This is a genomic window from Paenibacillus tianjinensis (assembly GCF_017086365.1).
GTDB classification, from domain to species: Bacteria; Bacillota; Bacilli; order Paenibacillales; family Paenibacillaceae; genus Paenibacillus_AQ; species Paenibacillus_AQ tianjinensis.
In genome coordinates, this window is sequence record NZ_CP070969.1 from 610816 (window position 1) to 636394 (window position 25579).

Here is a 25579-nt window from a genome sequence, read left to right on the forward strand (position 1 = left end):
CACATTTAGGTGTATGGATATTGACAATAAGAGCGTAAAACGTATAATAAAGATATTAATCATACTAAAGTAATCGGAATTATAATAATTTAAAATAGCATTACTTTTGGAGGGGGATACTGCAATGGAGCGGAATATTGTAATCCGGCATAACCAGGAAGAACTTACAGCGAGCATTCACTATCCATCACGGGACAAGGGAACCTCTGGACGATGCAAGGACCGGGTGCCTCTGGCGGTCATCTGCCACGGGTTTGTGGGTAACCGGATCGGTGTTGACCGGATTTTTGTTAAGGCTGCGCGTGAGCTGGCCCAGGACGGATATATGGTAATCCGCTTCGATTATGCAGGCTGCGGTGAGAGCAGCGGTAATTACGGCAGTGAGGACATGGAATCGATGATTGCCCAGACGAGGGCAGTACTGGACTACGGTATCAGCTCAGCTGATGTCGATCCGCAGCGCGTCACCTTGATTGGTCACAGCCTCGGGGGAGCGGTAGCACTTCTGACCGCCGTCCGCGACCGCCGGGTTAAGAACCTTGTGCTGTGGGCGGCGGTTGGCTATCCGTTCAATGATATTGTGAAGATCGTGGGCAGAGACGCCTACGACCTGTCTGTCAAAGCCGGCTCTGCCGATTATGCGGGTTATTCCTTTACTCCCGTGTATTTCAACTCCCTTGCGGCGTTCCAGCCTTTTCAGGAGGCCGGCAAATTCAGCGGCGATGTGCTGGTCATTCATGGCACCTCCGATGATGTGATTCCGGTCGATTATGCGTTCCTATACCAGAAGCTGTTCTGGACACGCCCCGAAGGACGCTGCGATAAAGAAATCATCTTCCAGGGAGATCATACCTTCTCATCCGGCCCGGCGCAGGAACAGGTGCTGAAACGGACCAAGGACTGGATGAACCAGCAGGAGCATTTACAGCAGGAATGGCAGAACTGGATGATATAGTATCCGAGGTATAAGATGGCGTCAGATATAGCGGCCAGCCCCTCTGCCAGAGAAGCTCACTCGCAATCACCGGTAAATAGGGTTAAAATAAAGGGGCAGACCATATACTGGGTTATGGAGGAGGTTGGCTCCCTATGAAATTACCGGCATTTTTTATTGCGCATGGCTCTCCGGTCCTCGCGCTCGAGGATAACGAATATACCCGTTTCCTGGAGCGCCTTGGTCAGGATCTGGGGACGCCCCGGGGCATCGTTGTATTCTCTGCACACTGGGACAGTCCCGAACAGCTGATTACGGTAGATGCACAGCACGAAACGCAGCATGATTTCTATGGATTTCCGGAAGAAATGTACTCCCTGACCTACCCGGCACCTGGCGATCCAGCGCTTAGCAGCCGGATTTCCGAGCTTTTTAACCAGAGCAATCTCCCGCACCAGCCGGTTCTGGGCCGTGGTCTGGATCATGGCGTTTGGGTCATTCTTAAGAAAATGTTCCCTCAGGCCGACATTCCGGTTGTGGCATTATCAGTGGATTCTTTACGCTCGCCTGAGGAACAGTATACGATCGGGCGGATGCTGGCTCCGCTGCGTGAAGAAGGGATTTTGCTGCTCGGCAGCGGCGGGCTCGTACACAATCTGCGCATGCTGAAGCAGGATGATCAGCCCGAATCCTGGGCTCAGGAGTTCGACGCCTGGATCGCCAGAGGACTCGAAAGCTGGGATCTGCCTTCCTTGTTCGCATACGAGAAGAAGGCGCCGCATGTACGGGATGCCGTTCCCTCTTATGGCAAAGAGCATTTTGTCCCGCTGTTTTACATTATGGGCACTGCCGATGCCGGCAGGCAGGCACAGCTGATGATTCAAGCTTACCAGTACGGCACGCTCAGTCTTAATTGTTGGATGGTCGATTAGCATAAATACAATAACCTGAGGATACAGCCGATAAAGAGGCTGTATCCTTTTTATTTGCAGGCTCAAGACAAATAGGCCATGCTGTGATTAAATGGAAGAAACTAATAGGAGGAACAAAAACTGATGCCCCTGAACCGCTATCCTTCCCGGATGATATCCGGTATTTTGCTAGCTGCCCTCCTGCTCTCCGCCTGCGGGTCGGAGAACCCGGCGCCTGAGGCTGCTCCTACGGCCGTTCCTACCTTGTCTCCGCTGCCAAGCACAATACCGGAGACCTCACCCACTGCTGAACCGGCAGCACAACAGGTGTCCGGACTAACCGGCCTTCCCGTGCAGGAGGGCAGTTTGCCGCGTCCGCTCGCCGTCATGATCAACAATGCGCCAGCCGCCCGTCCGCAGTCCGGGATAAGTGAGGCCGACATCCTGTACGAAGTGCTGGCCGAAGGCGGAATCACCCGGATCATCGGGATATTCCAGAGCCATACAGGAGTGGTCAAAATCGGCCCGATCCGCAGCATCCGCCCTTATCTGATTGATCTCGGCGAGAGCTATGGCGGAATAACGGTGCATGCCGGCGGCAGTCCGGCAGCTTATGCCATCCTCCAGCGGCAGAAGAAAGAGGATATGGACGAGATCGGCAAGGCCGGTGCTTATTTCTGGCGGGACAAGGAACGCAAAGCGCCGCATAATTTGTACAGCAACGCAGCAAAGCTGCGTGAAGGTGCTGCAAAGCTGGGCTATGCCGAGAGTGTAGGGGTTCCGGGTTACCAGTTCACCGATCCCGACTTTCTTCCGACTGAAGGGGAAGCTGCAGCGGAGCTGAACGTGAATTTTTTGCTCAAAAGCTATACGGTAGGCTATAAATATGATGTCCAGCGCCGAACCTATCTCCGCTCGGTCAACGGTAAGCCGCATTTGGATCTGAATAATAATAGTCCGGTGGAGGCTGCCAATGTCATGGTGATTGGAGCGGATCATAAGGTGCTTGACGATGTAGGCAGACTTCAAGTCGATGTGGAGCTGGGCGGAGAGGCGCTGCTCTTCCAGCGCGGAACAGTCCTGAAGGGCAAATGGGCACGCAATCCGGGAGACATCATCCGCTTTGTAAAGACAGACGGCACGGAAGCGCTGATGTATCCAGGGGTAACCCATATACTGATCGTACCGAACAACCCTACATTCAACAGTCATGTGGAGGTTCCGGTTTCACCAAGCCAGGGCTGATTTTGACCGGAAAAAAGCGGGTTCAGAGAATGAATTTGTCCATTCCGGGGAATTGTTAATATCGTGTAAAAAAGTTCGGTTCTTTTACTTCTATCCCTTCGGCTGATATGTTAAGATAACAAAGGTTGTCATTCATTTTCAAGCTGCTTACATTTGGAAGACATTCCGTTTTCAAGGCAATATTATGTAAAGGGGTTTAAACTAATGAAGTTGAAAAAAAAGGATATTTTCTTTGAGACGTTGGAAAATATGGCGGATACCATTGTCCAGGCGGCAGATTACTTCGCTCAGAATATTACCAGTCTCCGGGATAATGTCGATAATTTCGCTGCGGTGATGAAAAAGTACGAAAGCCAATGCGACACCTACACGCACACTATCATCAAGGAACTGAACAAAACGTTCATCACTCCGCTTGAGCGTGACGACATTATGGATTTGACCACCAGCATGGATGATGTTATGGATGGTCTGGAGGCTTCAGCTTCACGGTTCTATATGTACAACCTGCTGGACGCGGATGAATATATTGTGCAATTCGCGGAAATTCTCCGCCAGTCTGCCTATGAAATTCAAAAAGCGGTTCATCTGCTCTCCCAGAAAAAGCTTCTGGCGATTCGTGAGTATACGATCCGTCTGAATGATCTGGAGAATCAGGGTGACGAGGTTCTTCGTATCTGCACCAAAAACCTGTTCGAGACCGTTACAGATCCTATCGAGCTGATTAAGCGCAAAGAGCTTTACGAGCGGTTGGAAACGACCACTGATAAATGTGAAGACGTAGCCAACATGCTGGAATCGATCATCATGCGCAATTCATAAGGGGCTCTAAGATATGGAAACATCATTATTAATGCTCAGTTTTGTTATATTTCTCGCGCTAGCGTTCGATTTCATCAATGGTTTCCATGATACGGCCAACGCCATCGCCACTTCTGTTTCGACACGTGCGCTTAAGCCGCGTACAGCCATTATTATGGCAGCGCTGATGAACTTCATCGGGGCGCTTATGTTTACAGGCGTAGCCAAGAAGATCGGCGGCAGTATCACTGATCCAACGCTGCTTACTAACGGTATAGACATTGTAGCCGCAACCCTGATAGCTGCTATCATCTGGAACCTGATCACCTGGTGGCTCGGTATTCCGTCCTCTTCCTCCCATGCCCTGATCGGTGCTTTGGCCGGTGCGGTCTATATCGGAGCCGGTTCGGACCACATCAAGTGGAGCGGGTTCATCGAGATCGTTGAGGGGCTGGTATTCTCCCCGCTGATCGCCTTTGTAATCGGTTATATCGTCATGACAATTCTCAAGTGGGTGTTTGCCAAGCGCAGTCCACATACAGTGAACAAAGGCTTCCGTACGATGCAGGTACTGACGGCTGCCCTGCAGTCCTTTACGCATGGTACCAATGATGCCCAGAAGGCAATGGGGATTATCACCTTTGCACTGGTAACCTCGGGACGTCTGGATAGCATGGAAGTGCCGCTGTGGGTTAAAATCGCCGCCGCAACGTCTATGGCCCTCGGGACCTCGATTGGCGGATGGAAGATTATTAAAACAATGGGCACCAAGATATTTAAGATTGAGCCAATCAACGGTTTTGCCGCAGATATCTCTGCTGCATCGGTCATTTTCTCGGCCACTATGCTGCATTTGCCGGTAAGCTCCACGCATGCCATTACATCGGCGATTCTCGGCGTGGGTTCAGCTAAGCGTTTCTCTGCTGTGAAATGGGGAGTAGCGGGCCGAATTGTCATTACCTGGTTTATTACCATTCCAATCAGCGCAGTGCTGGCAGGAATCATCTTTAAAGTATTCTTCTAGAACAGGGTAACTAAGATGTTAGAGGCCAAGAACGGCTGCTGACATCTTTTTTTGTTGGGTAGCCAGAAATTCCATAGATTGGGCCGAGGACACCGAAGGGTGTCTTTTTTGCTTATTTACAAGAGAGAAACGTCACTAAAAGTTACATGAAATTGATAAAAAACATTAATTGGGGCAAAAAGAAAATGAAATATCTCACTTTTTGAAAATAAAATGACATGATTTTTTGAAAAATTGAGTAGGATTATATAGTTTTCGGTAGTCTCTACAGTAAGGTGTGTTTTAAGTGTTACCATAGCTGACAGTGAGCAGCTTAAGAAAGCTTATAACTAGAAGTGTGTAAAGGAGGCCTGTCGTTGATCGACTTTCATCAGGTAGAGAAACATTATGGACAATTTCATGTGCTGAAAACCATCGACCTTCATGTACAGGAAGGGGAAGTAGTTGTCGTAGTCGGCCCTTCCGGGTCCGGCAAAAGCACCATGCTGCGCTGCATCAACCGGCTGGAGACGATAACCAGCGGCGGACTAACTGTTGATGGAATAACGGTGAATGAACGCAAAACAGATATCAACAAGCTGCGCAAGGAGATCGGAATGGTGTTTCAGCATTTCAATCTGTATCCGCACAAAAAGGTGATCGACAATATTACATTAGCACCGGTCAAAGTACTGGGACTAAGCAAGGCAGAAGCTGAGAAGACAGCGATGTACTATCTGGAGAAGGTCGGCATTGCTGATAAAGCCCATGCTTATCCTTCCCAGCTGTCCGGCGGGCAGCAGCAGCGTGTGGCTATAGCCCGGGGGCTTGCGATGAAGCCGAAGATTATGTTGTTCGACGAACCGACCTCGGCGCTTGATCCAGAGATGGTCGGCGAGGTGCTCGATGTAATGCGTACTCTGGCCAATGAAGGTATGACCATGGTAGTGGTTACGCATGAGATGGGCTTTGCCAAAGAAGTGGCTGACCGGGTCATCTTCATGGATCAGGGACAGATTGTGGAGGAAGCCGAGCCGGCGCAATTCTTCGCAAATCCCCGGGAAGAACGGACCCGGATGTTTCTCAGCCGTGTATTAAGTCATTAACCAAAATATATAGATTACGGGGAGGAAGAGAAATGAACAAATTGAAGAGCTTCAAATGGTTAAGTGTGCTGATCGTCGCTGCATTATTCGTCATTGCCGGATGCGGAAATAACAACAATGCGGGCAATAATACCGCAGCCAGCGGCGGCAATGCCGCCGGGGAAGCAGCGGATTCTGCTGCGATCGCCAAGATTAAGGAACGCGGCAAGCTGCTGGTTGGAGTTAAATATGATACCAGATTGTTCGGACTGAAGGATCCTGCCTCCGGCAAGGTTGAAGGCTTCGATATTGATATCTCCAAAGCAATTGCCAAACACATTCTGGGTGACGAAAATGCTATTGAGCTGAAGGAAGTAACGTCCAAGACACGCATTCCGATGCTGAATAACGGCGAAATCGATATGGTTGTCGCTACAATGACAATTACCGAGGAACGCAAGAAGGAAGTGGATTTCTCCGACGTGTATTTCCAGGCCGGACAATCGCTGCTCGTGAAGAAAGGCAGTCCGATTACCGGACTTGAAAGTGTAACCAAGGATACCAAGATCCTGGGCTCCAAGGGTGCTACTTCGATCAAGAACATTAAAGAGAAGGTTCCGGGTGTAACGGTCCTGGAATTCGATAACTATCAGGATGCATTCGCAGCCCTGAAGGCAGGTCAAGGGGATGCGCTGACAACCGACGATGCGATTCTGTACGGTATGGCTTCCCAGGATGACGGTTATGAAGTTGTAGGAAAACCGTTCACCGATGAGCCGTACGGCATTGCTGTACAAAAAGGCAACACGGATGTGGTTAAGGCCATTAATGATACACTGGCTGAACTGAAAGCAAACGGCGAATACGACGCCATCTATACCAAATGGATCGGTAAAGCTCCAGCGAAATAAGTGAACAGGTCTTGCCCTTATAAGGATTACAGAAACGGTACCCGGCCCTGTAAAGGACGGCTCTGCCGTTTCTTCTTGTAAAAGGGCAGAACGCATAGGAATAGAGTAAGTAAGCCCAACTAATTATCTTGTAGGCAAGGGTAGGTGAGAACAATGGATTTTTCGATATTAACCGATTATTTCGGGCTTTATCTGGAGGGCTTCTGGGGTACGATCCTGTCCAGTGTACTGGCCTTAATCGGCAGCTTCCTGCTCGGGGCGGTAATAGCGGTGTTCCGCATCACCACAGTGAAGGCACTGCGCTGGTTCGGAACGGGATACGTCGAGTTCGTCCGTAATATTCCGCTGCTGCTCGTTGTGTATATTTTCTATTATGGCCCGTCAGCACTGGGTTTTCCTCTTGATGGCTTCAAGGCTGGAACGATTGGTCTGGCTGTGTACACCTCGGCATTTATTGCAGAAGCGATCCGTGCAGGAATTATGGCTGTCCCCAAAGGGCAGATGGAGGCGGCACGTTCCTCCGGACTCAGCTATATCCAGACGATGATGCATGTAATTTTGCCGCAGGCTATTAAGCTGGTCATTCCGCCGCTTGGGAACCAGTTCATTAACCTGATTAAGAACTCTTCCGTGCTGACCATTGTTGCCGGGATGGACCTGATGTATTTTGCAGACAGCATCTCTACAGAGACCTACCGCACCTTCGATACTTATATTTTTGTAGCGGTATTCTATCTGGTGCTGACACTGCCGCTCAGTTATGGCGTCCGTGTATGGGAGCGCAGATTGCAGCGGAAGTACTAATAGGCACACTCCCTGAATTAAGATTTTGAAACACTTTGATAACTAGCAAGGAGGGATACTATGGATTTTGCCGGTGCATTTTCAGCCGCTAATTTAGGTTTTTTGATGGACGGCTTCTACCTTACACTGATTGTGGCTTTTGTGTCGATCATCCTGAGCTTTGTGATTGGCGTAATTGTCGGTGTAATCCGCTATGCGGAAGTGCCGGTGCTCTCGCCGGTGATGTTCTTTCTGGTCGAGCTGATCCGTAACCTGCCGCTGCTGCTGATTATTTTCTTCGTCCGCTTCGCACTGCCTGAGGTAGGAATCAAGATGGGGCTGACCACTGCGGCGATTGCCGCACTCACGATCTTTGAGGCTGCGATGATTGCGGAGATTGTGCGCGGGGGACTAACGGCCGTTGACAAGGGACAGATTGAAGCCGCACGTTCGTCCGGACTCAGCAGCTTCCAGACGCTATGGCATATCGTGCTTCCGCAGGGACTGCGTCATATGGTGCCGCCGCTCGTCAGCCAGTTCATTTCCCTGCTCAAGGATACCTCACTCGCGACAATCGTCGCCCTGCCGGAACTGATACATAATGCGAAGATTGTGATGGGGCAGAAGGAAAGCTTTACGATTCCTGTTTTGCTCCTGATTGCCGTGCTGTATTTCGCAGTGAATTATCTGCTGTCGCTGGTTTCGAGAAGACTTGAGCATAAAACGGCCTGATTTAGCGGAAACCAATACCATAGCATATAAAAGAAGCGGGGGTTATGGTAGTATAGTTGACAACATCTCTTGGCAGGAGCAGTGGGCGATGGGACAATCTATACTTAAATCCAGGGCGCTGCAGATTGCTGTGGTAGCTTTGGGGACAGCAGTGGCCGGGGAATTCAAAATAAATCCGTTTGACGGCGACATCTTCCGGATTGCACTAGGCAGCAGCGCTTTTCTGCTGTTTTTGCTTTTAATGAGGCGGCTGCCATATATTACTACGGGAATCGCCACCGGTGTCACCGTGTTATTATTCCGCACCGGGATGGATGCTGCAGCCGGCAGCGGAGGTTCGTTTCTTCAGAGTCTGAACAGCCATTTCTCAGCGATGGTCTATTATATTGTGTTCGCGGTGCTGATGAGTCTGATCAAAAGCCGGCTGGATACGTTCCACCCTCTGGTCCTTGGCGGCGTTGCGGCGATTATTGATCTGCTGTCGAACGAGATGGAACTGCTTACCCGGCTGATTGTGCTGGACTCGGCTACCTTCCGGCTGAATGAATGGACGTTTCTGATGGCGATTGCGGTGATTCGTACTTATTTTACAACCGGGGTATACAGCAGTATTTCTGTCAGCCAGATGCGGATTACGCAGCGGGAGCAGAACCGGCGGATGGAGCAGATGTTAGGCTTCGGCTCAGGGCTGTACGGGGAAGTTTTTTATCTGGAGAAATCAATCGGAACGCTGGAGCGTGTGACCTTAAGCAGCTATGATCTGTACCGCAGCCTCAAGGCGGAGGAAGAGCTTAGGCCCTACAGCCGTCAGGTGCTCGACATTACCCAGCAGATTCATGAAGTGAAGAAGGATTCACAGCGCATTCTGGCGGGTCTGGTGAAGCTTGTGGAACGTGAGGCGACCGGCGATCTGCCGCTGTCTGTGATCATGAAGTTTACGCTCAAGAGCAATGCCAAGTACGCTGAAATGCTGGGCAAGCAAATTCATTTTATACTGATGATGAACTCTGATTATATCACCGCGAGCTACATCCCTCTGTTAACTCTGCTGGGTAATCTCACGGCTAATGCGGTTGAAGTGATAAAAGTTGAAGGCATTGTGTCCCTTGAAGTGTATGAGGATGGGGAGAATACGGTCTTTGCAGTAGCGGACAGCGGCGGCGGGATTGCTGAACGTGACCGTGAGCTGCTGTTCGAGCCGGGCTTTACCACGAAGTTCGATCAGGAGGGCGTTGCGGCTACAGGGATTGGACTGTCGCATGTGAAGGACATTGTGGACTTATTCGGAGGACAACTTACAGTCGATAATGCCTCAAAGCATGGAGGGGCCAGGTTTCAGATTAGTTTACCGACGGCAAAGCTGCGGAAGGAGGAGGAATAGGGAATGCCGCTATCTTTCTGTATAGTAGATGACGACGGGTCGGCCAGAAGAATGCTGCAGCATATTATTGAGGACAGCGGACTTGGCGAAGTGACCGGTACCGCGGAATGCGGGCAGGACGGAGTGCGTCTGATTCTGGAGGAACGTCCGGATATTGTGCTGATGGATCTGCTGATGCCGGACCAGGACGGGATTGAGACAATTAATTCGCTGCAGGCCCAGGGCTGCCGCTCCAAATTCGTGATGATCTCACAGATCGAGAACAGTGATATGGTCGGCCGTGCCTACCGCAGCGGAATCGAGTTCTTCATCCGTAAGCCGATCAATAAAATCGAAGTCGAGTCCGTGCTGCATAAAGTGAATGAGCGTTATGCGATTAACCGTTACCTGGATGAGATCAAATTGAGTCTCGGCAAGCTGGAAGGGCTGCAGTTCGGACTGGCGCCGGCCGCAGTGAATAAACGTTCTGTAAAAGAGATTATCCAGCCGATTCTGATGAATATGGGCATGATCTCTGAGGCCGGGAGCCGGGATATCATTCTGATGATGGAGCTTACAGCCGCCAGAGAGGATAACCGGACCCTTCCCCCGCTCAAGGAGCTATATGAAATGGCTGCGGCTACCTATAAGACGTCTCCTGCTGAAGCCGCCAAGGAGGTCAAAGCGATTGAACAGCGCCTGCGCCGCGCTTTGTCTGCCGGGCTGACTAATCTGGCTTCGATCGGGCTGACGGATTACGGGAATCCGAAGTTTGAGCATTATGCGCCGCTCTATTTCGACTTTGAAGAGGTGCGGCTGAAGATGAAAGAGATCGAGCTGGGCCGGGATTCAGGCAAAGTGAAGGTCAATCTGAAGAAGTTCCTGCAGGTATTGCATTTGGAGCTGCTGGAAGGCCTGGGCCGCTAATCCTGCGGACGGTCAGAGCATAACAATAAGACAACCTCCGGAACCGCTGAAGAGCGGGCTGGCGGTTATTTTTTTGCAGATGAACAGGGATTTGGGCAGAAGCCGCCGTATGCTGTACAATGGTAACATTAATGCCGCTGCCGACAATAGATGAACTTGAAAAAAATGTTCTCTGTAGTCACAGCCCATCCAAAATAGAAGATTACCAAGTTCTATCTACATAGGAAACAGGATTAAACGGAGGACTCATAGATGATACGTACACTAGCGGTAACACATGAAGGTGAGCTGCTGACAGATCTGCCGCTTCAGAGCATAACAATAGCTGATTATGCCTGGATCTGGGCCGATTTCGCCTCCCCAACACCGGAGGAAACGCTCCTGCTCGACACTTACTTTCATTTTCACCCCCTGGCGATTGAGGATTGCATGCATGTCCTGCAGCGGCCTAAGCTGGATTATTATGAGAATGTGCAGTTTTTAGTGCTGCATGCGCTCAATGAAGTGACGCTGGACGCGGAGGAAATAGACCTGTTCTTAAATAAAAGCTTCCTCGTCTCCTATCATCACCAGCAGAAATCAGAAATGGATGAAGCCTGGGAGATCGTGCAAGGGGAGATTCACAGCCGCAAAGGATGGTCAGGAGGACCGATGGCTGCCGCCTACACCGTGATGGATAAGCTGGTCGACAAATATTTTCCCAGCTTGTACAGTCTGGAAGACGAGCTGGCGGACCTGGAGAGCATGGGCAGCACGGAATCGGTGGAAGAGCTGATGAGCCAGGTATTCAATGTGCGGGGGCGGCTGCTGAAGCTGCGCCGGACGATTGTCCCAATGCGTGATCTGATGTACCGGATCGTTAATTCGCAGCATGTGCAGAGCAACGGGGAGGAACGGATTTATTTCGGCGATATCTATGATCATCTGCTGAAGCTGACCGACATGATTGAGGTCGACCGGGAAATGACCGCCGATCTGCGGGACAGCTACATCTCACTTAACTCCAACCGGATGAATTCCATAATGAAGACACTCACTGTGATCACGACGGTGTTCATGCCGCTGACCCTGATCGCGGGAATCTACGGAATGAACTTCAGAGTGATGCCGGAGCTGGACTGGGCATACGGGTATCCAGTGATCCTGCTGCTGATGCTGGGGCTGGGGGCGGGCATGTTCCAGTGGTTCCGGCGGAGCGGCTGGTTTAAGTAGGACGGAAGAGTCTGCGGTAAAAAAGTAAAACGCCACCGCTAAGTGCGGCGGCGTTTCACAGAGGCAGGAGAAGACTTACGGCGATTTTTAGGTGGTGATTTGCGGCGCTGCGTGGAGGGGCGTCTTTTTTTGCGTGATTTGGGCTTATACAGGGCAGCATCCTCTTCTGCAGCCAGTGCGCCCGAGCCTTTCTTCTTGCCGAAGGTGCCCATAACGAGCTTCACCATCGGTGCCATTTGCTGAAAGCCCTGCATCACCTTCTGTACCTTGCCCATGGAGTTTACGATCCCGTCGATCCCGCCCATCCGGTCTATAATGCCTTTGAGCTGCTCCATATTGGCCAGATTGCCGAGATTGCCGAGACCGCCCAGCAGTCCGCCGGCTTTTGGGGCAGCAGCAGCTTCGGTTACGGGCACAGCCAGCGCTGCTTCTGCCGCCTCCGTCCCAAGCGCAGGCAACATTCCGGCCTCCACAGGGGGAGGCGGCTGGACGTATGAACCGATTCCGGGATAGGGGGAGTAATTATACGGACCGGCCAGTGAACGTCTATCCCGGCTGGAATGATTATAGTAATGGTTAGGCATAACATCACATTCCTTCGTTAGTGGTTTGCTATACTGTATGTCATAGGCGAACATAAGGTATAGACAAACGCCCGGGTGACCGGGATAGCAGCGGAAAAGGGCGAATGCCCAGCAGGGGGATGCGGAAGTGAAGAAACCGTGTCCATGCTTGATTTTCGGCGCTTATGTAGTACTATAATTAAGGCGGTAAATCCTATAGAGTAGAGGAAGCAGGGTTTCGGTTACATAAGAATGTGTGCGCCCGTGGTGGACAGTTGTCCATTGTTTTCGTTCTTTACAGCGTGAAATCGTTAATGCTTGAAAAAACTGCTCCAGTACAATATAGTAGAGGCAAGATAGTCTGTTAATATTTATATTTTTAAATGTTTTAAAGTCAGTTTTGAATAATGCTTAATCAGTGAAAATGATGCTGACCAAACTTTTAGGGGATGATCTACGATGCAGCTTAAGAAGCTAAACGATAAAAGTATTGACCAATTATTTGAAGCGATTCTAACCTTGAAAAATATGGAAGAATGCTATGTGTTCTTTGACGATCTGTGCACCGTAAACGAAATTCAGTCGCTGTCTCAGCGTCTGGAGGTTGCACGCATGCTCGGCAAAGGCTCTACCTATAACCAAATCGAAGCCGAGACCGGAGCAAGCACAGCGACGATCTCACGGGTGAAGCGCTGCCTGAATTACGGTAATGACGGTTATAAATTAACGCTGGAACGTCTGGGGCGTTAAGATATGAAGCCGGGCGTACTTATTATCAGTCATGGCTCCCGCGACAAGGCCTGGGTTTCGATTGTAGATGAAGCAGTGGGCCATTTATCGCTGGAGAAAGAGCTGCCGGTGGCGGTTTCTTTTCTGGAGCTGGTAGAAGGCCGTTTGATTCAAGATGGTATAAATGAGCTGGAATATGCAGGGGTCACAGATATCATTGTGATCCCCTTGTTTGTTTCTTCGGGAAGTACGCATATCGATGAGATAGAGTATGCGCTTGGGGCGAAGCCTGCCCCTGAACGCGAGACCGATCTGGAATGCTTCGAGGTACAGGCTAAAGTGCATTACGGCTACCCGGTAGACGATGATCCGGATATTGCCGTAATGCTCTGGGACAAGCTGCGGGAGCTGTCTGTCCACCCGGAGCGGGAGGTCATTCTCCTCGTGGGGCATGGCAGCATACATGACGGCTTCCGCCAGCGCTGGGAAGTTGGCATCTCCTCCCTGGCGGAGCGGGTACGCCAGGTCAGCGGAGTGGCAGCAGCTGATTACGGTCTGCTGAACCCGGAGAATGTAAGAGAGCGGGCTGAATATTGGATCGGGCAGGGCTATGATGTCCTGGTGGCTCCGCTCTTTCTAAGTGAGGGCTATTTCACTAAAGTAGTCATTCCGAAGCGGCTTGAGGGCCTGAGGTATGCTTATTCAGGCAGCACGCTGCTGCCGCATCCGCTGCTGCCGCACTGGATTGAGCAGCAGGTGCTCAAGATGCTGGAGAAGCTGCGGGTTCATTAATTGCGGATTTCACACTCCGGGAGTGCTGATTTCCGCTGCCGCCGCATACATATATTTAGATTGCCTGCTGAGGAAGCTTATTTAGCATAAATATATTCGCCGGTTAGTCTCCAACATTGCTTGTAGGGTGCTGAATTGGGTATAATCAGTAAGGTTATCTATTATATAAACAGGTGGCGTTCCGGTAATGAAAACTGCGAGATTGATTTATAATCCCACTTCTGGACGGGAAGAAATGAAAAAGCGACTCGCCGACATTTTGGACCGGCTGGATATAGGCGGCATTGAAGCAACTTGTCATGCTACAACCGGAGAAGGCGATGCTACCGCAGCTGCGGCAGAAGCGGTTGAACGCGGATGTTATGATCTGATCATAGCAGCCGGCGGGGACGGCACGCTGAACGAGGTTATTAACGGTATGGCGGAGAAGCCCAATCTTCCCCCGCTCGGCGTATTGCCGCTGGGTACTACCAATGATTTTGCCCGGGCGATGGGCATTCCGAAGAACTGGGAGGATTCCTGCGATCTGATTCTGCGCCAGGAATCGCGCCTGATTGACCTCGGCAAAGCCAACGACCGATACTTTATTAATATAGCCGGCGGCGGCCGCCTGACCGAGCTGACATACGAGGTTCCCAGCAGACTTAAGACGATGATGGGACAACTGGCTTATTACCTCAAGGGGATTGAGAAAATGGCCAGCCTGTCACCGCAGGAGCTGTACATCCGGGCGAACGGCCAGGAGCTGATCCATGACGAGTTCATGCTCTTCCTGATCGCCAACACTAATTCTGTCGGCGGCTTCGAGAAGCTGGCCCCGGATGCCCGCATCGACGACGGCCTGTTTGACGTCATTGCCGTCAAGAAATGCAACCTTGCCGAGTTCATCCGTCTGGTCACATTGGCCAGCCGCGGTGAGCATCTGCAGGACAAGAAAGTTGTGTACTTCCGTACCGACGCGATGGAGGTCACCTCTCCGGGATACGTCCAGCTCAATCTGGACGGAGAACTCGGCGGCACCCTTCCGGGCAAGTTCCAGATCCTGCCGCAGCATCTGCGGATTTTTGCCCAGAATCATTGAGGGCTGGGAACACGGGGTTCGGCTGTGAGGCCGCATTGTAAGACGGCAACATGACAGAAATGCTCCACTTGGTTCGTGCGGTGGCTCGCCCGGGTCAGCTGGAGCTTTTGTATTAGAAGAACACGAAAGAAGTGAATATATAGCATGAGTAAACAACGCAGTGGACGCAGCGCAAGCCGCCGGGAAGGCACGGCGCCTGCCGCCGGACTGCCAGTGAATAAGAATGACGAGGTTATGCTCGATATCATCGGCATGACCCATGAAGGCGAAGGGGTAGGCCGCGTAGAAGGCTTTACCCTTTTTGTGTCTGGAGCCCTGCCCGGTGAGAAGGTCCGGGCCAAGGTGCTTAAGACCAAGAAGCAGTATGGCTACGCTAAGCTGCTGGAGCTTGTGCAGGCCAGCGGCGACCGCATCGCGCCGCCTTGCCCGATCTACGACCAATGCGGCGGCTGCCAGCTGCAGCATATGGATTACACCGCCCAGCTGGCGTGGAAACGCCAGCTGGTGGTGGACAACCTTCAGCGGATCGGGAAGCTAGGGGTAGCTGGGGCGCCGGGAAGAGGCGCGGAAGCTGGAAGTGTCGGTGATTCGGCAGGGAAGGAAAGTGTGGCGGCTGAGGGAGATAGCGTGGCGAGTGGAAGTGCTCCTGGGGCTCAAGCTGACGGCATTATTGTCCGGCCTACACTGGGTATGGACGAGCCTTGGCGTTACCGCAACAAGGCTCAGGTACCAATCGGCGTCACCGAAGGCGGCCTCGTCGGCGGTTTCTACGCCCGCGGCAGCCACCGGATCGTCGATATGGAGACGTGCCTGATACAGCACGAACACAACGACGATGTTGTAGCTGCGGTGAAACGTATCGGCAGAGAGCTTGGCATCTCCGCCTATGATGAAGAAACCGGACGCGGACTGCTCCGTCACGTAGTCGTGAAGAAAGCCTTCCGCACCGGCGAAATGATGCTCGTCCTCTTAACCAACGGCCGGGACATCCCGCACCTGGACGCCTGGCTCGGCAGCATCCGCGAACAGCTTCCGGCTGTTGTTAGCATCTGCCAGAACGTCAATACCCAGCGTACGAATGTCATCTTCGGCAACGAAACCCGTGTCCTGTGGGGCAGAGATGTTATCTACGATTACATCGGAGATGTACAGTTTGCGATCTCGGCGCGTTCCTTCTATCAGGTGAACCCGGCACAGACTGAGGTGCTGTACGGCAAAACTGTAGAATACGCCGGACTGACTGGCAACGAGACGGTTATCGATGCCTATTGCGGCATCGGGACAATCTCGCTGTTCCTGGCGCAGCACGCGGCTAAGGTCTACGGTGTAGAGATTGTGCCTGAAGCTATTGAGGATGCCCGGGGAAATGCCCGGCTTAATAATATGAACAACGTAGTGTTCGAAGTAGGAGCATCCGAGGATGTCATTCCAAACTGGAAAGAGCAAGGCGTCACACCTGACGTGATCGTGGTCGATCCGCCGCGTAAAGGCTGCGACCCGCGCTTACTGGATACTATTTTGGCGATGAAGCCAGAGCGTGTGGTGTATGTGTCGTGTAATCCATCGACACTGGCGAGGGATTTGCGGGTGCTGGAGGATGGCGGGTATAAGACGGTGGAGGTCACTCCGGTGGATATGTTCCCGCATACGGTGCATGTGGAGGCTGTTTGTTCCTTGATTTATAAGGGTTTTTGAGTACCGGAATCAAATAGACCGCATGCCTTTGCCGGCAGTGCGGTCTATTGTTTTTATTGGGACAGCAGCGCTACGATAAGCGCATCAAAGGTTAGTATAAGGCATTATTGCGTCTAACACTGTGCCTATAATAAAAATGTGAAACTGGAACAGGAACACAGTCTACAATCGTTGCAGGAGTGCGGTATAGTAATCGTTACCGTTTCGCTTATCCAGCTTTTCCGCTGTGGCGAGAGCGTCTTGCTGGAAGTGCTTCGCAAGTAACGTTACCTCCCCGGACTGGTGCTCACACGGGTGTCCTGCCGGAAGCTTGACCTGGAAGCGGATGGATTCTCCCGCCAGCTGTCGGAACAGCTTGGCCGAATAGGCGTTGAATATCATCCGGTCGACCGGGTTCTCATGATCGAGAGAGGACGCGATATACTCTTCAAAGACCTCCAGTGCCTTGATTGGATCAGTCAAGGTCAGGTAACCGATGTGCTCTCCCTGATGATACAGAAAATCGCGGTTACCCTTTACCAATTTGAAGCCTTTCTTCTGAAGCTTATCTGCTTCCTGCTGACGGCCCAGCCGCAGGAGAGGAAACAGCACCTTCGTGATGGTCACATGAGGCACCTCGCCGCAGCTCATTTTACCTTTGAGAATCGGCTCGGCCGCCTTCACGGTTCCTTCGTCATCTCCCCGCTTCGCCAGAAACTCGACAAGGCGGTTCTGCTCACAGGCTGGACAATCGCTCATCTCATCCCGATCCATGGACTGTACGATATCCCATTCTGCCTGAGAATTGTCCAGCTCTCCAAACTCCGCGAAGATATGTGCCCGGTAATAGTGATAGGAACGGCTGCTATAGCCTTCGGCCGCAAAACGGATCTTCATGTCCTCCAGCAGGTTCTCGATCTGAACACGGCTAATTTCTGGAAAAGAAGTGATGCGATCCAGAACCCACTTGTAGGACCACAGCAAGGTGAAGCTATCAAACCGGTCCGGATTTTTGTCATACTGCCCCAATTGCCAGGAAAAGGCGACCAGCGCCTTCATTGGATAGCCGTGGAAGCTGCCTGTCTCTACGATTTCGCTGCGTGCCTCAAAGCCCTGATCGAGATCTCCTGCGGCATCTGCCACCCGTACCGCCTGCTCCAGCAGTTCCAGCTTACTCTTTCCGCCTGGCATGTCATAGGCTTCGTCCATCAGCTCTTCAAAACTCATCCCGGTAAGGTTCATCTATTCGCCTCCTCCTGTTGAATGACTGGCCGTCATACCCCAATCAATAAATTGAATGATACCTTTGTTCAAAAGCGCTGTCTCTTGGCGGTTCATCGGATAATGTCCCATCATCAGCGCATTACAGTACAGCATCTCGATAATGGTAGGCAGCATTGCCTTGTGCGCCGGATGAAATGCCCGCTCAATGACAGGATTGTTCAGGTTAAAATAAAGCGTTGCGTATGCTGCATCTTTTAACGTAGCGCCCAGGCTGCCCAGAACGGAGGACAGAGCGTCGGTGCTCACTTCTTTGGTTGCCTCCATAACACGCCATTGAGCGGACTCCTGGGACAGCGTGTAGAGTACAGGAATCTCCTCTGGCTTGAAGCGGCGAAGCTGCACCTGGCAGCGGAATTTCTGCAGCACACTATCTGCCAATCTTACGGATTCATAGTAGTCAAGCCGCTCTTGGGGTGTAATATCGGTAAAGGATAACGACACCTCCTCCGGCAGCAAGCGTTCCGTTTGCACGTCCGGGTCAATTAGGGGCAGCAGGGACAACAGCTCAGCGTCATAAATATACCCGCCATTCACCACCAGCATGGATTGGGCCGAAGCCACATGAGTAATCTGACGGTACTCGTCCAGAGTAGCAGTAAAGTAAAGGGGGGACTGCTGCTTCAGCTCGCCAAGCGGCTTCGTACCAAACGTGCTCTCAAACGGGAGCCACTCGTGAATAATGGAGTAGAAGGACGAATCTTCCACTGCGAGGGCCTTCATGGATAAGGCATGCAGCGAAATAATGGATTGCAGGCGATCCGGATCATACTCCGCCATCCTCATCAATTCCTGACGAATGCTGCTCCCCAGTTCTTCCCGCACCTGCTCCAGCTGGACGTTCTCATAGAAATGCTCCCGGGAAGCGGTCGGCTGCAGCTCATCGGTCCAGATCATGCATTTGACGAAGAACGCCCAGTCCGGCAGGACATTGTCGGCGGCTTCGGAGACCAGCATGTGCTTCAAGTACACCCGGTGATTGCGTTTGGCGCCCAGGTTCACTGCCTGCGGCAGGATGAAGGCGATGCCTCCCGTCCGGCCGGAGGAGGTATGCAGAGGAATGAAATCGCGGAACGTCTCCCCAAGCACCTGCTTACCAAAGGCCAGCACCTCGCTGCGATGCTTCCGGGCCAGCTGCGGATCTTTGACCCAAGACGGGGAAGGCGGATTAATCAGGCGAGTGGTTTGATTGGACACCAATTGGATGGGATAAGGCAGCAGGGCTCCATAATGGAACAGCCATTCTTGCAGATTGCCTTCCTTGAAGTACGGCTCGGAGCCTTCTTTGCAACGCAAAAAAACTTTAGTTCCCGGAGCATGTATCCCTTCGAGCTTGCGGATCGTATAGGTTCCATCCGGCTTCCCGCGCCATTCCAGTGCAGGTCCGCCCTTGGCGGATTGTGTAACCATGACGATATCGTCACTCACCATAAAGCAAGACAAGAGCCCGATGCCAAACCGCCCGATAAAAGAGGTGTTGGTCTGGAGAAAGTCCTCGCCCCGCTTGGAGGATTGTCCGATCATTGCCAGGAACTCATGAATTTCCGACTCGTCTAACCCGATCCCGTTATCTTCTACTAATAAGGTCGCCCCGGTTGAAGTTTCGCTTACCTCGACATGAATCCTGCCATCGTATCCACCCTGGGAATAAGCCTGCCGTGCAGTAATCGCGTCTACGCCATTTTGCAGCAGCTCCCTCAAGAATACCTTCGGGCTGCTATACAAATGGTTAGACAAAATGTTGATCATACCGCTTAAGTTGACCTGAAAACGATATGTATCCTGGGTTTGATTATTCATTTTTGTTCTCCTATTCTGTAATAATCGCACTTAGCATCCACAGGAGGACAACTGTATTGTCCTTTATGCCAACAACAGACCGTTATGTATGCGGATGCCGCTCTATATATTACCCACGAGCTTCTTTTTAAGAAACAAATTTTTCCAGTATTATTCCATATATATACACCATCCCTAATTGTCGCTTTGTAGTACTGTTCACTATTAGTTTAGAACGGAGAATAACGAGAAGTAGCGGTGTCATGCCCTTCTTAGTTAAGGAGGGCTTTTTCTTTTGCTTAGTAGTGAAGGGGAGTATGTTATTACTTTTTTAAGGACAACTCTATTTCAGTAATGGGCTATGCGCATCCATAGACAAAAATAAGAGGTGAAATCTGGTTACTGGTATTTGTCTGATCTGATACAATATGAGCTTTAGCGAAGTATGTTGGAATGTGTAGTCGGAAGTAATCTGCGCGGAATTGTATTCATGAACATGTCCCGTAAAGCAAAAAAGCCCGTATGCGAATTTGGTCAAGCCCCTGTTTTATAGACACTAAAAAAAGACCCTAGGCTATAAGCTGCTTCCGGTACTCTACCGGAGGCAGCTTATTTAGTCTTCGTTGCGGTCGATGTTCGTTATAAAATTGAATATAGGCTTTCAATTCGCCTTTGTGCCTCATCCATATTTCGGATATCATAAGGGTAGAGCTCTTCCGTTTTGAGATGCGAGAAGAAGCTCTCCATGGAGGCATTGTCATAACAATTTCCTCGTCGAGACATGCTGATTCGGGCGCCAACCTTTGGCAGCATGTCGTGGTATGCATGAGACGTGTACTGGAATCCCTGGTCGCTGTGAACGATCAGTCCGGTCACGTCTTTTGTCTTGTTAAAGGCATTCTCAAAGGTCTGTAGAACCAGTGGATTGTCATTTTTCCGGCTCATCTGGTAGGCTACAATCTCATTATTAAACAAGTCTTTCACCGCGGAGAGGTAGATCCACGACTCTCCCACCCGGTATTGTGTAACATCTGTAACCCATTTTTGGTTTGGAGCATCTGCCTTGAAATCCCGTTTCAGTAGGTTTTTAGCGACACGCCCTTCGGTCGAAGAAGCGTAGTTACAGCGATGTTTTCGCCGAATTCGTGAGCGGATCCCTAGCACCTGCATAAGCCGAAGTACCTTCTAATGATTCATCCAGACCCCATGGTCCTGTAGTAAAAACAGTTGAAGCTGCCGGTAGCCGTAAACACCATTGTAGTGCGTATAGACCTTCTTCACGAGTTCCTTATCTTCTCGGTCCCGATCGAATGCTTTGCGCTTTAGAAAAGCGTAATATCCGCTTCTGGAGACTCCAAAAACTTTGCAAAGCTGAGTAACTGGATATTCATTTGCTACTCTATCAATCGTTATATACCGCTGCGTTTCATCTCCTGCATCCAGATTTCCAAGCACTTTTTTAGCATCTCGTTCTCCCGCATTAGCCTTTGGATCTGACTATCCTGATTCACATATTCCTTAGGGATTCCCCGCCCATCCATCAGTCCAAGCTCGCCAAGTTCCCGGTACTTCCGCATCCATACTTTCAACCGGTGTCGGTCAGGAATGTTAAACTTCTCCATGATTCTGCGATAGGTCCATCCCTCTTTAACGTGTAGGCGTATAGCTTCAAGCTTTATCTCATATGAATACGTTGTGAACTTTTGTCCTTTTTTCACCATAAAAATGCACCCCTTAGATTTCATCGGATAAACCAGGGGTTTATTCCAATGTCTATTCTAAGGGGTGCACTTCATACCGCATGCGGGCTTTTTCTGCAACGTGGCACTGCTGCCCTAGCTTATTTGTTGCCTAAGGACTGAAGGATAGTTTGCACTAACGCCGCATAACCGGACTCCAGTCCTTTCCCCGTCTGGGCACGTACTTCATTGCTAAGGGCTTTCAGGGCATTGCTTGTTTTCTTGGCGTCGTTGCCGGCCGCTTGCACCTGCTTCACCTTCGCTAATAGGCTGTTTAGCAGAACAGGTTTCGTAATGAAGCCGTTGTCACTGCCTGTTTGGAACAACGAGTCCAGATGCGCGATTTCCATATAAAGGGTTATGTGACGTGTGACCGTAACGGAATTTCCCGCCTTATCGCTTGCTTTCACGACGATGGAATGTACACCGAGCGATAGACTCAATGGTGCTGCTGTAATTAATTGGGGGGAAGGCTTACCGTCCCATGTGACGGATACCGAATCCACGCCGCTAGTTGCATCGGATGCCACAATCGGATAGTTCAGAGCATCACTAATCAGAAGCTTCGAGATGTCAGGCATCGTAATAGTAGGGGCTGTCAGATCGATCTGAATGATCTTCTCCTTCACCGCTTCCTTGTTGCCTGCCTGGTCCTCGCTGTAGTAACGAAGAGTGTGAATCCCCTCCGATGAAATCGATACAGAATTGCCGGTGGTATAGGCTCCTCCGTCCAAGCTGTAGTACGTGGAAGCAACTCCGCTGCCCGCATCGGTCGCTTGAAGGACTACGTTCACGGGATGGGTCTGCCACCCGGTTGGGGCGTTATCCATCGTTACAGGAGGTGTTTTTCTCTGCGCGAACATCCAATCAAAGACGTCAGTGTAGTCATTGTTCCAAGCAGGTAAGTTAGAGGACTGTGCTGTGGGAGCTATGCTCCAAGTCCCCATTGTTATCTGGTTGTAAAGAACCGCAGCTTCGACCTCGTGCGCTATATAATCAGCCAGGACAGGTGTATTAGCCGGATTCGGCCTCTGAGTCGGCTGATCAAATTGATTGTAAGGCCACGTAAGAGCCTCATTGCTCTCAAAACGCGAAGCCCTTGCGTTGACCATTTTCGGCATATTAGTGTTTATGAAGGTAGTGAGGTTAGTCTGGTATATTCCAACGTTATTAGCATTTATAAACATCCAATAGGCCAGTTCGGTGTGAGCGGCGTTGGTGCTCGCGTTCGGTGATCCGTTTACCGGAGACATAGGTGCGGCGGCTGCGAAGAAGCCGGGGTAGTCGTTAACTAAGCTGTTCGTATACAGGCCGCCCCATGAGAAGCCCGCCGCGTAAATACGGTTAGGGTCTACTGCACCGCTGGCAACCAGGTCGTCTATAACCTTCTTAACATTGGCTGTGGAGGGAGTAGATACGCCATTATAGGAAATATTCAGTATGTGGCTGGCGTATTTTTCGGGGTTTTTCTCCATTTTCTTCATTAGAGCGACCGAGCCGTTGGCTGATTTCATGGCCGCTTTTTGGTCTGTTGCAGCGTTGGTGCCGCCGCGTGACCTGCCGTGGGTATAGACATACAGCGGCAATCCTTGCACCACATTACCATTGCCATCTTTTTGAAGGTAGAGCGCGCGATTGACCGAATCGCCCGTGGGTGTTGTAAACTTGTCAAGGATCGGATTCACAACTTTTTCCTGTTCAAAAACTACGTTGCGAAGCGGACTCCCTTCTGTCAGTTCGATCCCGTCGTTTTGGACGATGTTGTAAACTTGCTTTGTCGAGTTACTGCTGCCATCCAGCGTTATATTGCCGCCGCTCTCTGAATAAAACTCAAACTCAACTACGATGTAACGGCCGCTTGCCAGTCCGTCCTGATAATCCGGTGAATGGCTTACCGTCCCCAAATAGCCGCGTACCTTTGGTTCGTCGTTGGCGTATACCCTTGTGATCTTGCGCGTCCCTTCGAAGGTCACCGAGTCGCCGTTCAGAGTCGTGTTCCTAGCCGAGACGGTAAACAAGCCCGGATCAAGCTCGGAGCCTAACGCCGCCTTCCCGTCACCTAAGTCAATGATGACAGCCGTCGTATACTCGCCTCGGGCGAAGTTGTCATTCCATACGATAAAGGGAAGCAGCAATGCGTCCGGATCGTTTTTGAATGTCACGTGAATGGTATGGTTAGCTTCAACATTTAAAAAGGTATAAGTGCCAGCGGATAGAGTCACGGCCACGCCGTCTACCGTTACGGTATCCACAATTTTTCCGTGATCGGGGGTAAACGTAAATTCTTTGCTTGAGCCCTTATCTAGTCTCAGAACATCGCCGGGTGGGTTCGGCGTTATGGCACCGCCTGGTCCCGCCGTGGCGGTGATTGAGAATCGGGTGTCCACTTCATTGGCTGAAGAGAGCTGCAGGCTGTCTCTAAATGAAGCATCGCTGGAATAAGCCGCGTCTGGAACTCCGAAAGAGGAAACGACTTCATAGCGATCACCGCCCTTGTCCGTCGAGTTATTGATATAGACCTCAAAGGTAAGCTTGCCTTCCTGTAAGGTCAAGGTTCCTTTGGGTATTCTCATCTCCACGATATATCCTGTATCCGTGATCTGGGTCCACGCAGCTCTGCCAGGAGCGGACTGCCCTGAAAACACGCCCGTCGCGCTGACACGCCATTGGTTTGAGCCTCCGGATCCGTTGCCGACATAAAACTCCAGGCTGTCGTACTGGTAATCTCCGCCGGCTCCCTGATATAGATTGCTGTCCTCCACAACTACGCGGGCATACAGGTAGTTGTGGTCCCATAGGATTCTGGCTGTGCCCGTGGCATGGGGTCTTGGGTCGCCGGGAACATTGCTTTTGTTGATGAGATGCTCCATTGTCAGGTTCCACAGGGGGTCGTTTGACCCGAGTTCGGGAGTTCCGAACATGGCGGTCGGCGTCTCATTCGCTGCCATGCTTGTAACAGCTGTAGAACTGAGGTCGTCATCATGTACTTCTGCGTTCTCGGTGTTGTTAGTGGCGGCGGCAATGCTGGCAGACATTAGCGACGCCACCATTACCAAGCAACAGAGAAACGCAAGCACTTTGCCAAAACGTTTTAGCATAAAATTATTATCCTCCTTTTTTTCGATCCGTTGCGCCCAAGGCTTACCCGCATCGATATTCGGGAATTGACACGCAAACGATTTATGTTTGCGCTTTCATTTTTTATTATAGAGGGTAACGTCTTTTATCACAATATACATGTCTTACATCCATTATCATTTGTTTACTTATTTTGGGTACCCACGTAGGAGTTGGAGTAGTGTTCGCAACAATGGATAGCATGTTGACTCTGCTTACTCACATGTGGAGTCGGTGGCTTTGTCTATATGATTTGCCAATATTACTTTTGTGCCAGGAAGTTGAAGTCTCGAAGTATAATCTGTGAAATAGAAATGATACCTGGCCGATCGAACGTCACGCAGGCAGCCATTCAGGCAGGCTACAGCGCCAAAACGGCTGAGCAGCAGGGGTATCGGCTGCTTCAGAAAACTTCAGTTCAGGTAGTTATACAGAAGGAGAGTCTTAAATGATCCCAAATGAGGTGATATTATTTTATGAAGCATTTCTATATAGCCAAAGAGGGGCGCTACGGAGCTCTTTTTATCTAGAACTAAGATTAATCCTAAGGTCTATACTCGGTTTCATGGCATTTCGGGCAGGGTGGCAGTGTATCTGTGCTATTGTCGAGAACAACATGTTGTCCGCTACTTTTACATGTGTAAGTAGGCCTGCGTAAGGCTGGAATATGGGTAGGTTGGCTCAATGAAAGCGATCAGTTTCGTCTTGGTTCACGAAGAGCCATGCACTCCTGCATGAAAGCGAAGATATAAACGGACTTCCCTGCGGTTTTGTGTTGTCACCGGAGCGAGTACTTGACTTAATCCTCGGCTTTAACTGATGAGCAACCGGTTCGGTGTAGTCCCACTTGGATTTTTAAATGTAGTAAAGTAGCGTAGTAATTGTACGTTACTACATTATTAATTTATTTGTGGTATAGT

At 50.8% G+C, this 25579-nt stretch carries 24 protein-coding genes; 17 read left to right on the top strand and 7 right to left on the bottom strand.

What is annotated here, in order from left to right; genetic code table 11:
- Positions 1 to 124: 124 nt before the first annotated feature.
- The 12 genes from JRJ22_RS02670 (at position 125) to corA (ending at position 11904) form a co-directional block, all read left to right on the top strand.
- Positions 125 to 955, top strand: coding sequence for an alpha/beta hydrolase family protein (locus JRJ22_RS02670; protein WP_206103113.1), 831 nt, complete (start codon positions 125 to 127; stop codon positions 953 to 955).
- Positions 956 to 1089: 134 nt separating this feature from the next.
- Positions 1090 to 1866: a DODA-type extradiol aromatic ring-opening family dioxygenase gene (locus JRJ22_RS02675; protein WP_206103114.1), complete on the top strand. Its 777-nt coding sequence runs from the start codon at positions 1090 to 1092 to the stop codon at positions 1864 to 1866.
- A 123-nt stretch (positions 1867 to 1989) separates the two neighbouring features.
- The gene (locus tag JRJ22_RS02680) at positions 1990 to 3090 is read left to right on the top strand and encodes a DUF3048 domain-containing protein (RefSeq protein ID WP_206103115.1); all 1101 of its coding nucleotides are present in this window, start codon (positions 1990 to 1992) and stop codon (positions 3088 to 3090) included.
- Positions 3091 to 3294: 204 nt separating this feature from the next.
- Complete coding sequence (locus tag JRJ22_RS02685) at positions 3295 to 3912, top strand: DUF47 domain-containing protein (protein ID WP_206103116.1); 618 nt, start codon at positions 3295 to 3297, stop codon at positions 3910 to 3912.
- A 13-nt stretch (positions 3913 to 3925) separates the two neighbouring features.
- Positions 3926 to 4915, top strand: a complete 990-nt coding sequence (locus JRJ22_RS02690; RefSeq protein ID WP_206103117.1) for an inorganic phosphate transporter — start codon at positions 3926 to 3928, stop codon at positions 4913 to 4915.
- A gap of 356 nt (positions 4916 to 5271) precedes the next feature.
- On the top strand, positions 5272 to 6000 hold the full coding sequence (locus tag JRJ22_RS02695) for an amino acid ABC transporter ATP-binding protein (RefSeq protein ID WP_206103118.1): 729 nt from the start codon (positions 5272 to 5274) through the stop codon (positions 5998 to 6000).
- Between the two features lie 32 nt (positions 6001 to 6032).
- The gene (locus JRJ22_RS02700) at positions 6033 to 6890 is read left to right on the top strand and encodes a glutamate ABC transporter substrate-binding protein (RefSeq protein WP_206103119.1); all 858 of its coding nucleotides are present in this window, start codon (positions 6033 to 6035) and stop codon (positions 6888 to 6890) included.
- A gap of 153 nt (positions 6891 to 7043) precedes the next feature.
- Entirely contained in the window at positions 7044 to 7694 is a 651-nt protein-coding gene (locus JRJ22_RS02705; protein ID WP_206103120.1) for an amino acid ABC transporter permease, read from the top strand.
- Positions 7695 to 7754: 60 nt separating this feature from the next.
- Positions 7755 to 8405, top strand: coding sequence for an amino acid ABC transporter permease (locus JRJ22_RS02710; protein WP_206103121.1), 651 nt, complete (start codon positions 7755 to 7757; stop codon positions 8403 to 8405).
- Between the two features lie 88 nt (positions 8406 to 8493).
- A complete protein-coding gene (locus JRJ22_RS02715) occupies positions 8494 to 9786 on the top strand; it encodes an ATP-binding protein (RefSeq protein ID WP_206103122.1) in 1293 nt (430 codons plus the stop codon).
- 3 nt (positions 9787 to 9789) lie between these two features.
- Positions 9790 to 10692: a response regulator gene (locus tag JRJ22_RS02720; protein ID WP_206103123.1), complete on the top strand. Its 903-nt coding sequence runs from the start codon at positions 9790 to 9792 to the stop codon at positions 10690 to 10692.
- A 252-nt stretch (positions 10693 to 10944) separates the two neighbouring features.
- The gene (gene corA / locus JRJ22_RS02725; RefSeq protein ID WP_206103124.1) at positions 10945 to 11904 is read left to right on the top strand and encodes a magnesium/cobalt transporter CorA; all 960 of its coding nucleotides are present in this window, start codon (positions 10945 to 10947) and stop codon (positions 11902 to 11904) included.
- Between the two features lie 38 nt (positions 11905 to 11942).
- On the opposite strand, the gene JRJ22_RS02730 is transcribed toward corA, so the two are convergent.
- On the bottom strand, positions 11943 to 12488 hold the full coding sequence (locus JRJ22_RS02730; protein WP_206103125.1) for a tyrosine protein kinase: 546 nt from the start codon (positions 12486 to 12488) through the stop codon (positions 11943 to 11945).
- Positions 12489 to 12926: 438 nt separating this feature from the next.
- Between JRJ22_RS02730 and JRJ22_RS02735 the strand changes: the two genes are divergently transcribed.
- The 4 genes from JRJ22_RS02735 to rlmD all read left to right on the top strand — a co-directional run bounded on the left by JRJ22_RS02735 (position 12927) and on the right by rlmD (position 16764).
- Positions 12927 to 13217, top strand: coding sequence for a YerC/YecD family TrpR-related protein (locus JRJ22_RS02735; protein ID WP_019913624.1), 291 nt, complete (start codon positions 12927 to 12929; stop codon positions 13215 to 13217).
- A gap of 3 nt (positions 13218 to 13220) precedes the next feature.
- Positions 13221 to 13988 (top strand): sirohydrochlorin chelatase, encoded by a 768-nt coding sequence (locus JRJ22_RS02740; RefSeq protein WP_206103126.1) that lies wholly within the window; start codon positions 13221 to 13223, stop codon positions 13986 to 13988.
- Between the two features lie 187 nt (positions 13989 to 14175).
- A complete protein-coding gene (locus JRJ22_RS02745) occupies positions 14176 to 15069 on the top strand; it encodes a diacylglycerol kinase (protein WP_206103127.1) in 894 nt (297 codons plus the stop codon).
- A gap of 144 nt (positions 15070 to 15213) precedes the next feature.
- Positions 15214 to 16764 carry a 23S rRNA (uracil(1939)-C(5))-methyltransferase RlmD gene (gene rlmD / locus JRJ22_RS02750; protein WP_206103128.1) on the top strand — a complete coding sequence of 517 codons (1551 nt, stop codon included), beginning with the start codon at positions 15214 to 15216 and terminating at the stop codon, positions 16762 to 16764.
- 162 nt (positions 16765 to 16926) lie between these two features.
- On the opposite strand, the gene JRJ22_RS02755 is transcribed toward rlmD, so the two are convergent.
- The 6 genes from JRJ22_RS02755 to JRJ22_RS02780 all read right to left on the bottom strand — a co-directional run bounded on the left by JRJ22_RS02755 (position 16927) and on the right by JRJ22_RS02780 (position 24640).
- Entirely contained in the window at positions 16927 to 17985 is a 1059-nt protein-coding gene (locus tag JRJ22_RS02755) for a hypothetical protein (RefSeq protein ID WP_206103129.1), read from the bottom strand.
- Positions 17986 to 19824: an HSP90 family protein gene (locus tag JRJ22_RS02760; protein ID WP_206103130.1), complete on the bottom strand. Its 1839-nt coding sequence runs from the start codon at positions 19822 to 19824 to the stop codon at positions 17986 to 17988.
- Between the two features lie 548 nt (positions 19825 to 20372).
- On the bottom strand, positions 20373 to 20504 hold the full coding sequence (locus JRJ22_RS29615; RefSeq protein WP_408637861.1) for an IS3 family transposase: 132 nt from the start codon (positions 20502 to 20504) through the stop codon (positions 20373 to 20375).
- On the bottom strand, positions 20443 to 20973 hold the full coding sequence (locus JRJ22_RS02770; protein ID WP_206103132.1) for an IS3 family transposase: 531 nt from the start codon (positions 20971 to 20973) through the stop codon (positions 20443 to 20445). The genes JRJ22_RS29615 and JRJ22_RS02770 overlap by 62 nt, the downstream gene beginning before the upstream one ends.
- Positions 20974 to 21212: 239 nt before the next feature.
- Positions 21213 to 21548 (bottom strand): helix-turn-helix domain-containing protein, encoded by a 336-nt coding sequence (locus JRJ22_RS29515; RefSeq protein WP_332461363.1) that lies wholly within the window; start codon positions 21546 to 21548, stop codon positions 21213 to 21215.
- Positions 21549 to 21643: 95 nt separating this feature from the next.
- Positions 21644 to 24640 carry an OmpL47-type beta-barrel domain-containing protein gene (locus tag JRJ22_RS02780; RefSeq protein ID WP_232381012.1) on the bottom strand — a complete coding sequence of 999 codons (2997 nt, stop codon included), beginning with the start codon at positions 24638 to 24640 and terminating at the stop codon, positions 21644 to 21646.
- Between the two features lie 333 nt (positions 24641 to 24973).
- Between JRJ22_RS02780 and JRJ22_RS02785 the strand changes: the two genes are divergently transcribed.
- Positions 24974 to 25111, top strand: a complete 138-nt coding sequence (locus tag JRJ22_RS02785; RefSeq protein ID WP_206103134.1) for a terminase small subunit — start codon at positions 24974 to 24976, stop codon at positions 25109 to 25111.
- Positions 25112 to 25579 lie beyond the last annotated feature (468 nt).

Bases quoted from the DNA above. Each gene is read 5' to 3' on its own strand.
- JRJ22_RS02755 (WP_206103129.1), bottom strand. From the start codon at position 17,985: ATGAACCTTACCGGGATGAGTTTTGAAGAGCTGATGGACGAAGCCTAT.
- JRJ22_RS02780 (WP_232381012.1), bottom strand. From the start codon at position 24,640: ATGCTAAAACGTTTTGGCAAAGTGCTTGCGTTTCTCTGTTGCTTGGTA.
- rlmD (WP_206103128.1), top strand. From the start codon at position 15,214: ATGAGTAAACAACGCAGTGGACGCAGCGCAAGCCGCCGGGAAGGCACG.
- corA (WP_206103124.1), top strand. From the start codon at position 10,945: ATGATACGTACACTAGCGGTAACACATGAAGGTGAGCTGCTGACAGAT.
- JRJ22_RS02675 (WP_206103114.1), top strand. From the start codon at position 1,090: ATGAAATTACCGGCATTTTTTATTGCGCATGGCTCTCCGGTCCTCGCG.
- JRJ22_RS02685 (WP_206103116.1), top strand. From the start codon at position 3,295: ATGAAGTTGAAAAAAAAGGATATTTTCTTTGAGACGTTGGAAAATATG.
- JRJ22_RS02730 (WP_206103125.1), bottom strand. From the start codon at position 12,488: ATGCCTAACCATTACTATAATCATTCCAGCCGGGATAGACGTTCACTG.
- JRJ22_RS02785 (WP_206103134.1), top strand. From the start codon at position 24,974: ATGATACCTGGCCGATCGAACGTCACGCAGGCAGCCATTCAGGCAGGC.
- JRJ22_RS29515 (WP_332461363.1), bottom strand. From the start codon at position 21,548: ATGAAATCTAAGGGGTGCATTTTTATGGTGAAAAAAGGACAAAAGTTC.
- JRJ22_RS02700 (WP_206103119.1), top strand. From the start codon at position 6,033: ATGAACAAATTGAAGAGCTTCAAATGGTTAAGTGTGCTGATCGTCGCT.
- JRJ22_RS02715 (WP_206103122.1), top strand. From the start codon at position 8,494: ATGGGACAATCTATACTTAAATCCAGGGCGCTGCAGATTGCTGTGGTA.
- JRJ22_RS02680 (WP_206103115.1), top strand. From the start codon at position 1,990: ATGCCCCTGAACCGCTATCCTTCCCGGATGATATCCGGTATTTTGCTA.
- JRJ22_RS02740 (WP_206103126.1), top strand. From the start codon at position 13,221: ATGAAGCCGGGCGTACTTATTATCAGTCATGGCTCCCGCGACAAGGCC.
- JRJ22_RS02710 (WP_206103121.1), top strand. From the start codon at position 7,755: ATGGATTTTGCCGGTGCATTTTCAGCCGCTAATTTAGGTTTTTTGATG.
- JRJ22_RS02760 (WP_206103130.1), bottom strand. From the start codon at position 19,824: ATGAATAATCAAACCCAGGATACATATCGTTTTCAGGTCAACTTAAGC.
- JRJ22_RS02690 (WP_206103117.1), top strand. From the start codon at position 3,926: ATGGAAACATCATTATTAATGCTCAGTTTTGTTATATTTCTCGCGCTA.
- JRJ22_RS02720 (WP_206103123.1), top strand. From the start codon at position 9,790: ATGCCGCTATCTTTCTGTATAGTAGATGACGACGGGTCGGCCAGAAGA.
- JRJ22_RS02670 (WP_206103113.1), top strand. From the start codon at position 125: ATGGAGCGGAATATTGTAATCCGGCATAACCAGGAAGAACTTACAGCG.
- JRJ22_RS02770 (WP_206103132.1), bottom strand. From the start codon at position 20,973: ATGCAGGTGCTAGGGATCCGCTCACGAATTCGGCGAAAACATCGCTGT.
- JRJ22_RS02705 (WP_206103120.1), top strand. From the start codon at position 7,044: ATGGATTTTTCGATATTAACCGATTATTTCGGGCTTTATCTGGAGGGC.
- JRJ22_RS29615 (WP_408637861.1), bottom strand. From the start codon at position 20,504: ATGATATCCGAAATATGGATGAGGCACAAAGGCGAATTGAAAGCCTAT.
- JRJ22_RS02735 (WP_019913624.1), top strand. From the start codon at position 12,927: ATGCAGCTTAAGAAGCTAAACGATAAAAGTATTGACCAATTATTTGAA.
- JRJ22_RS02745 (WP_206103127.1), top strand. From the start codon at position 14,176: ATGAAAACTGCGAGATTGATTTATAATCCCACTTCTGGACGGGAAGAA.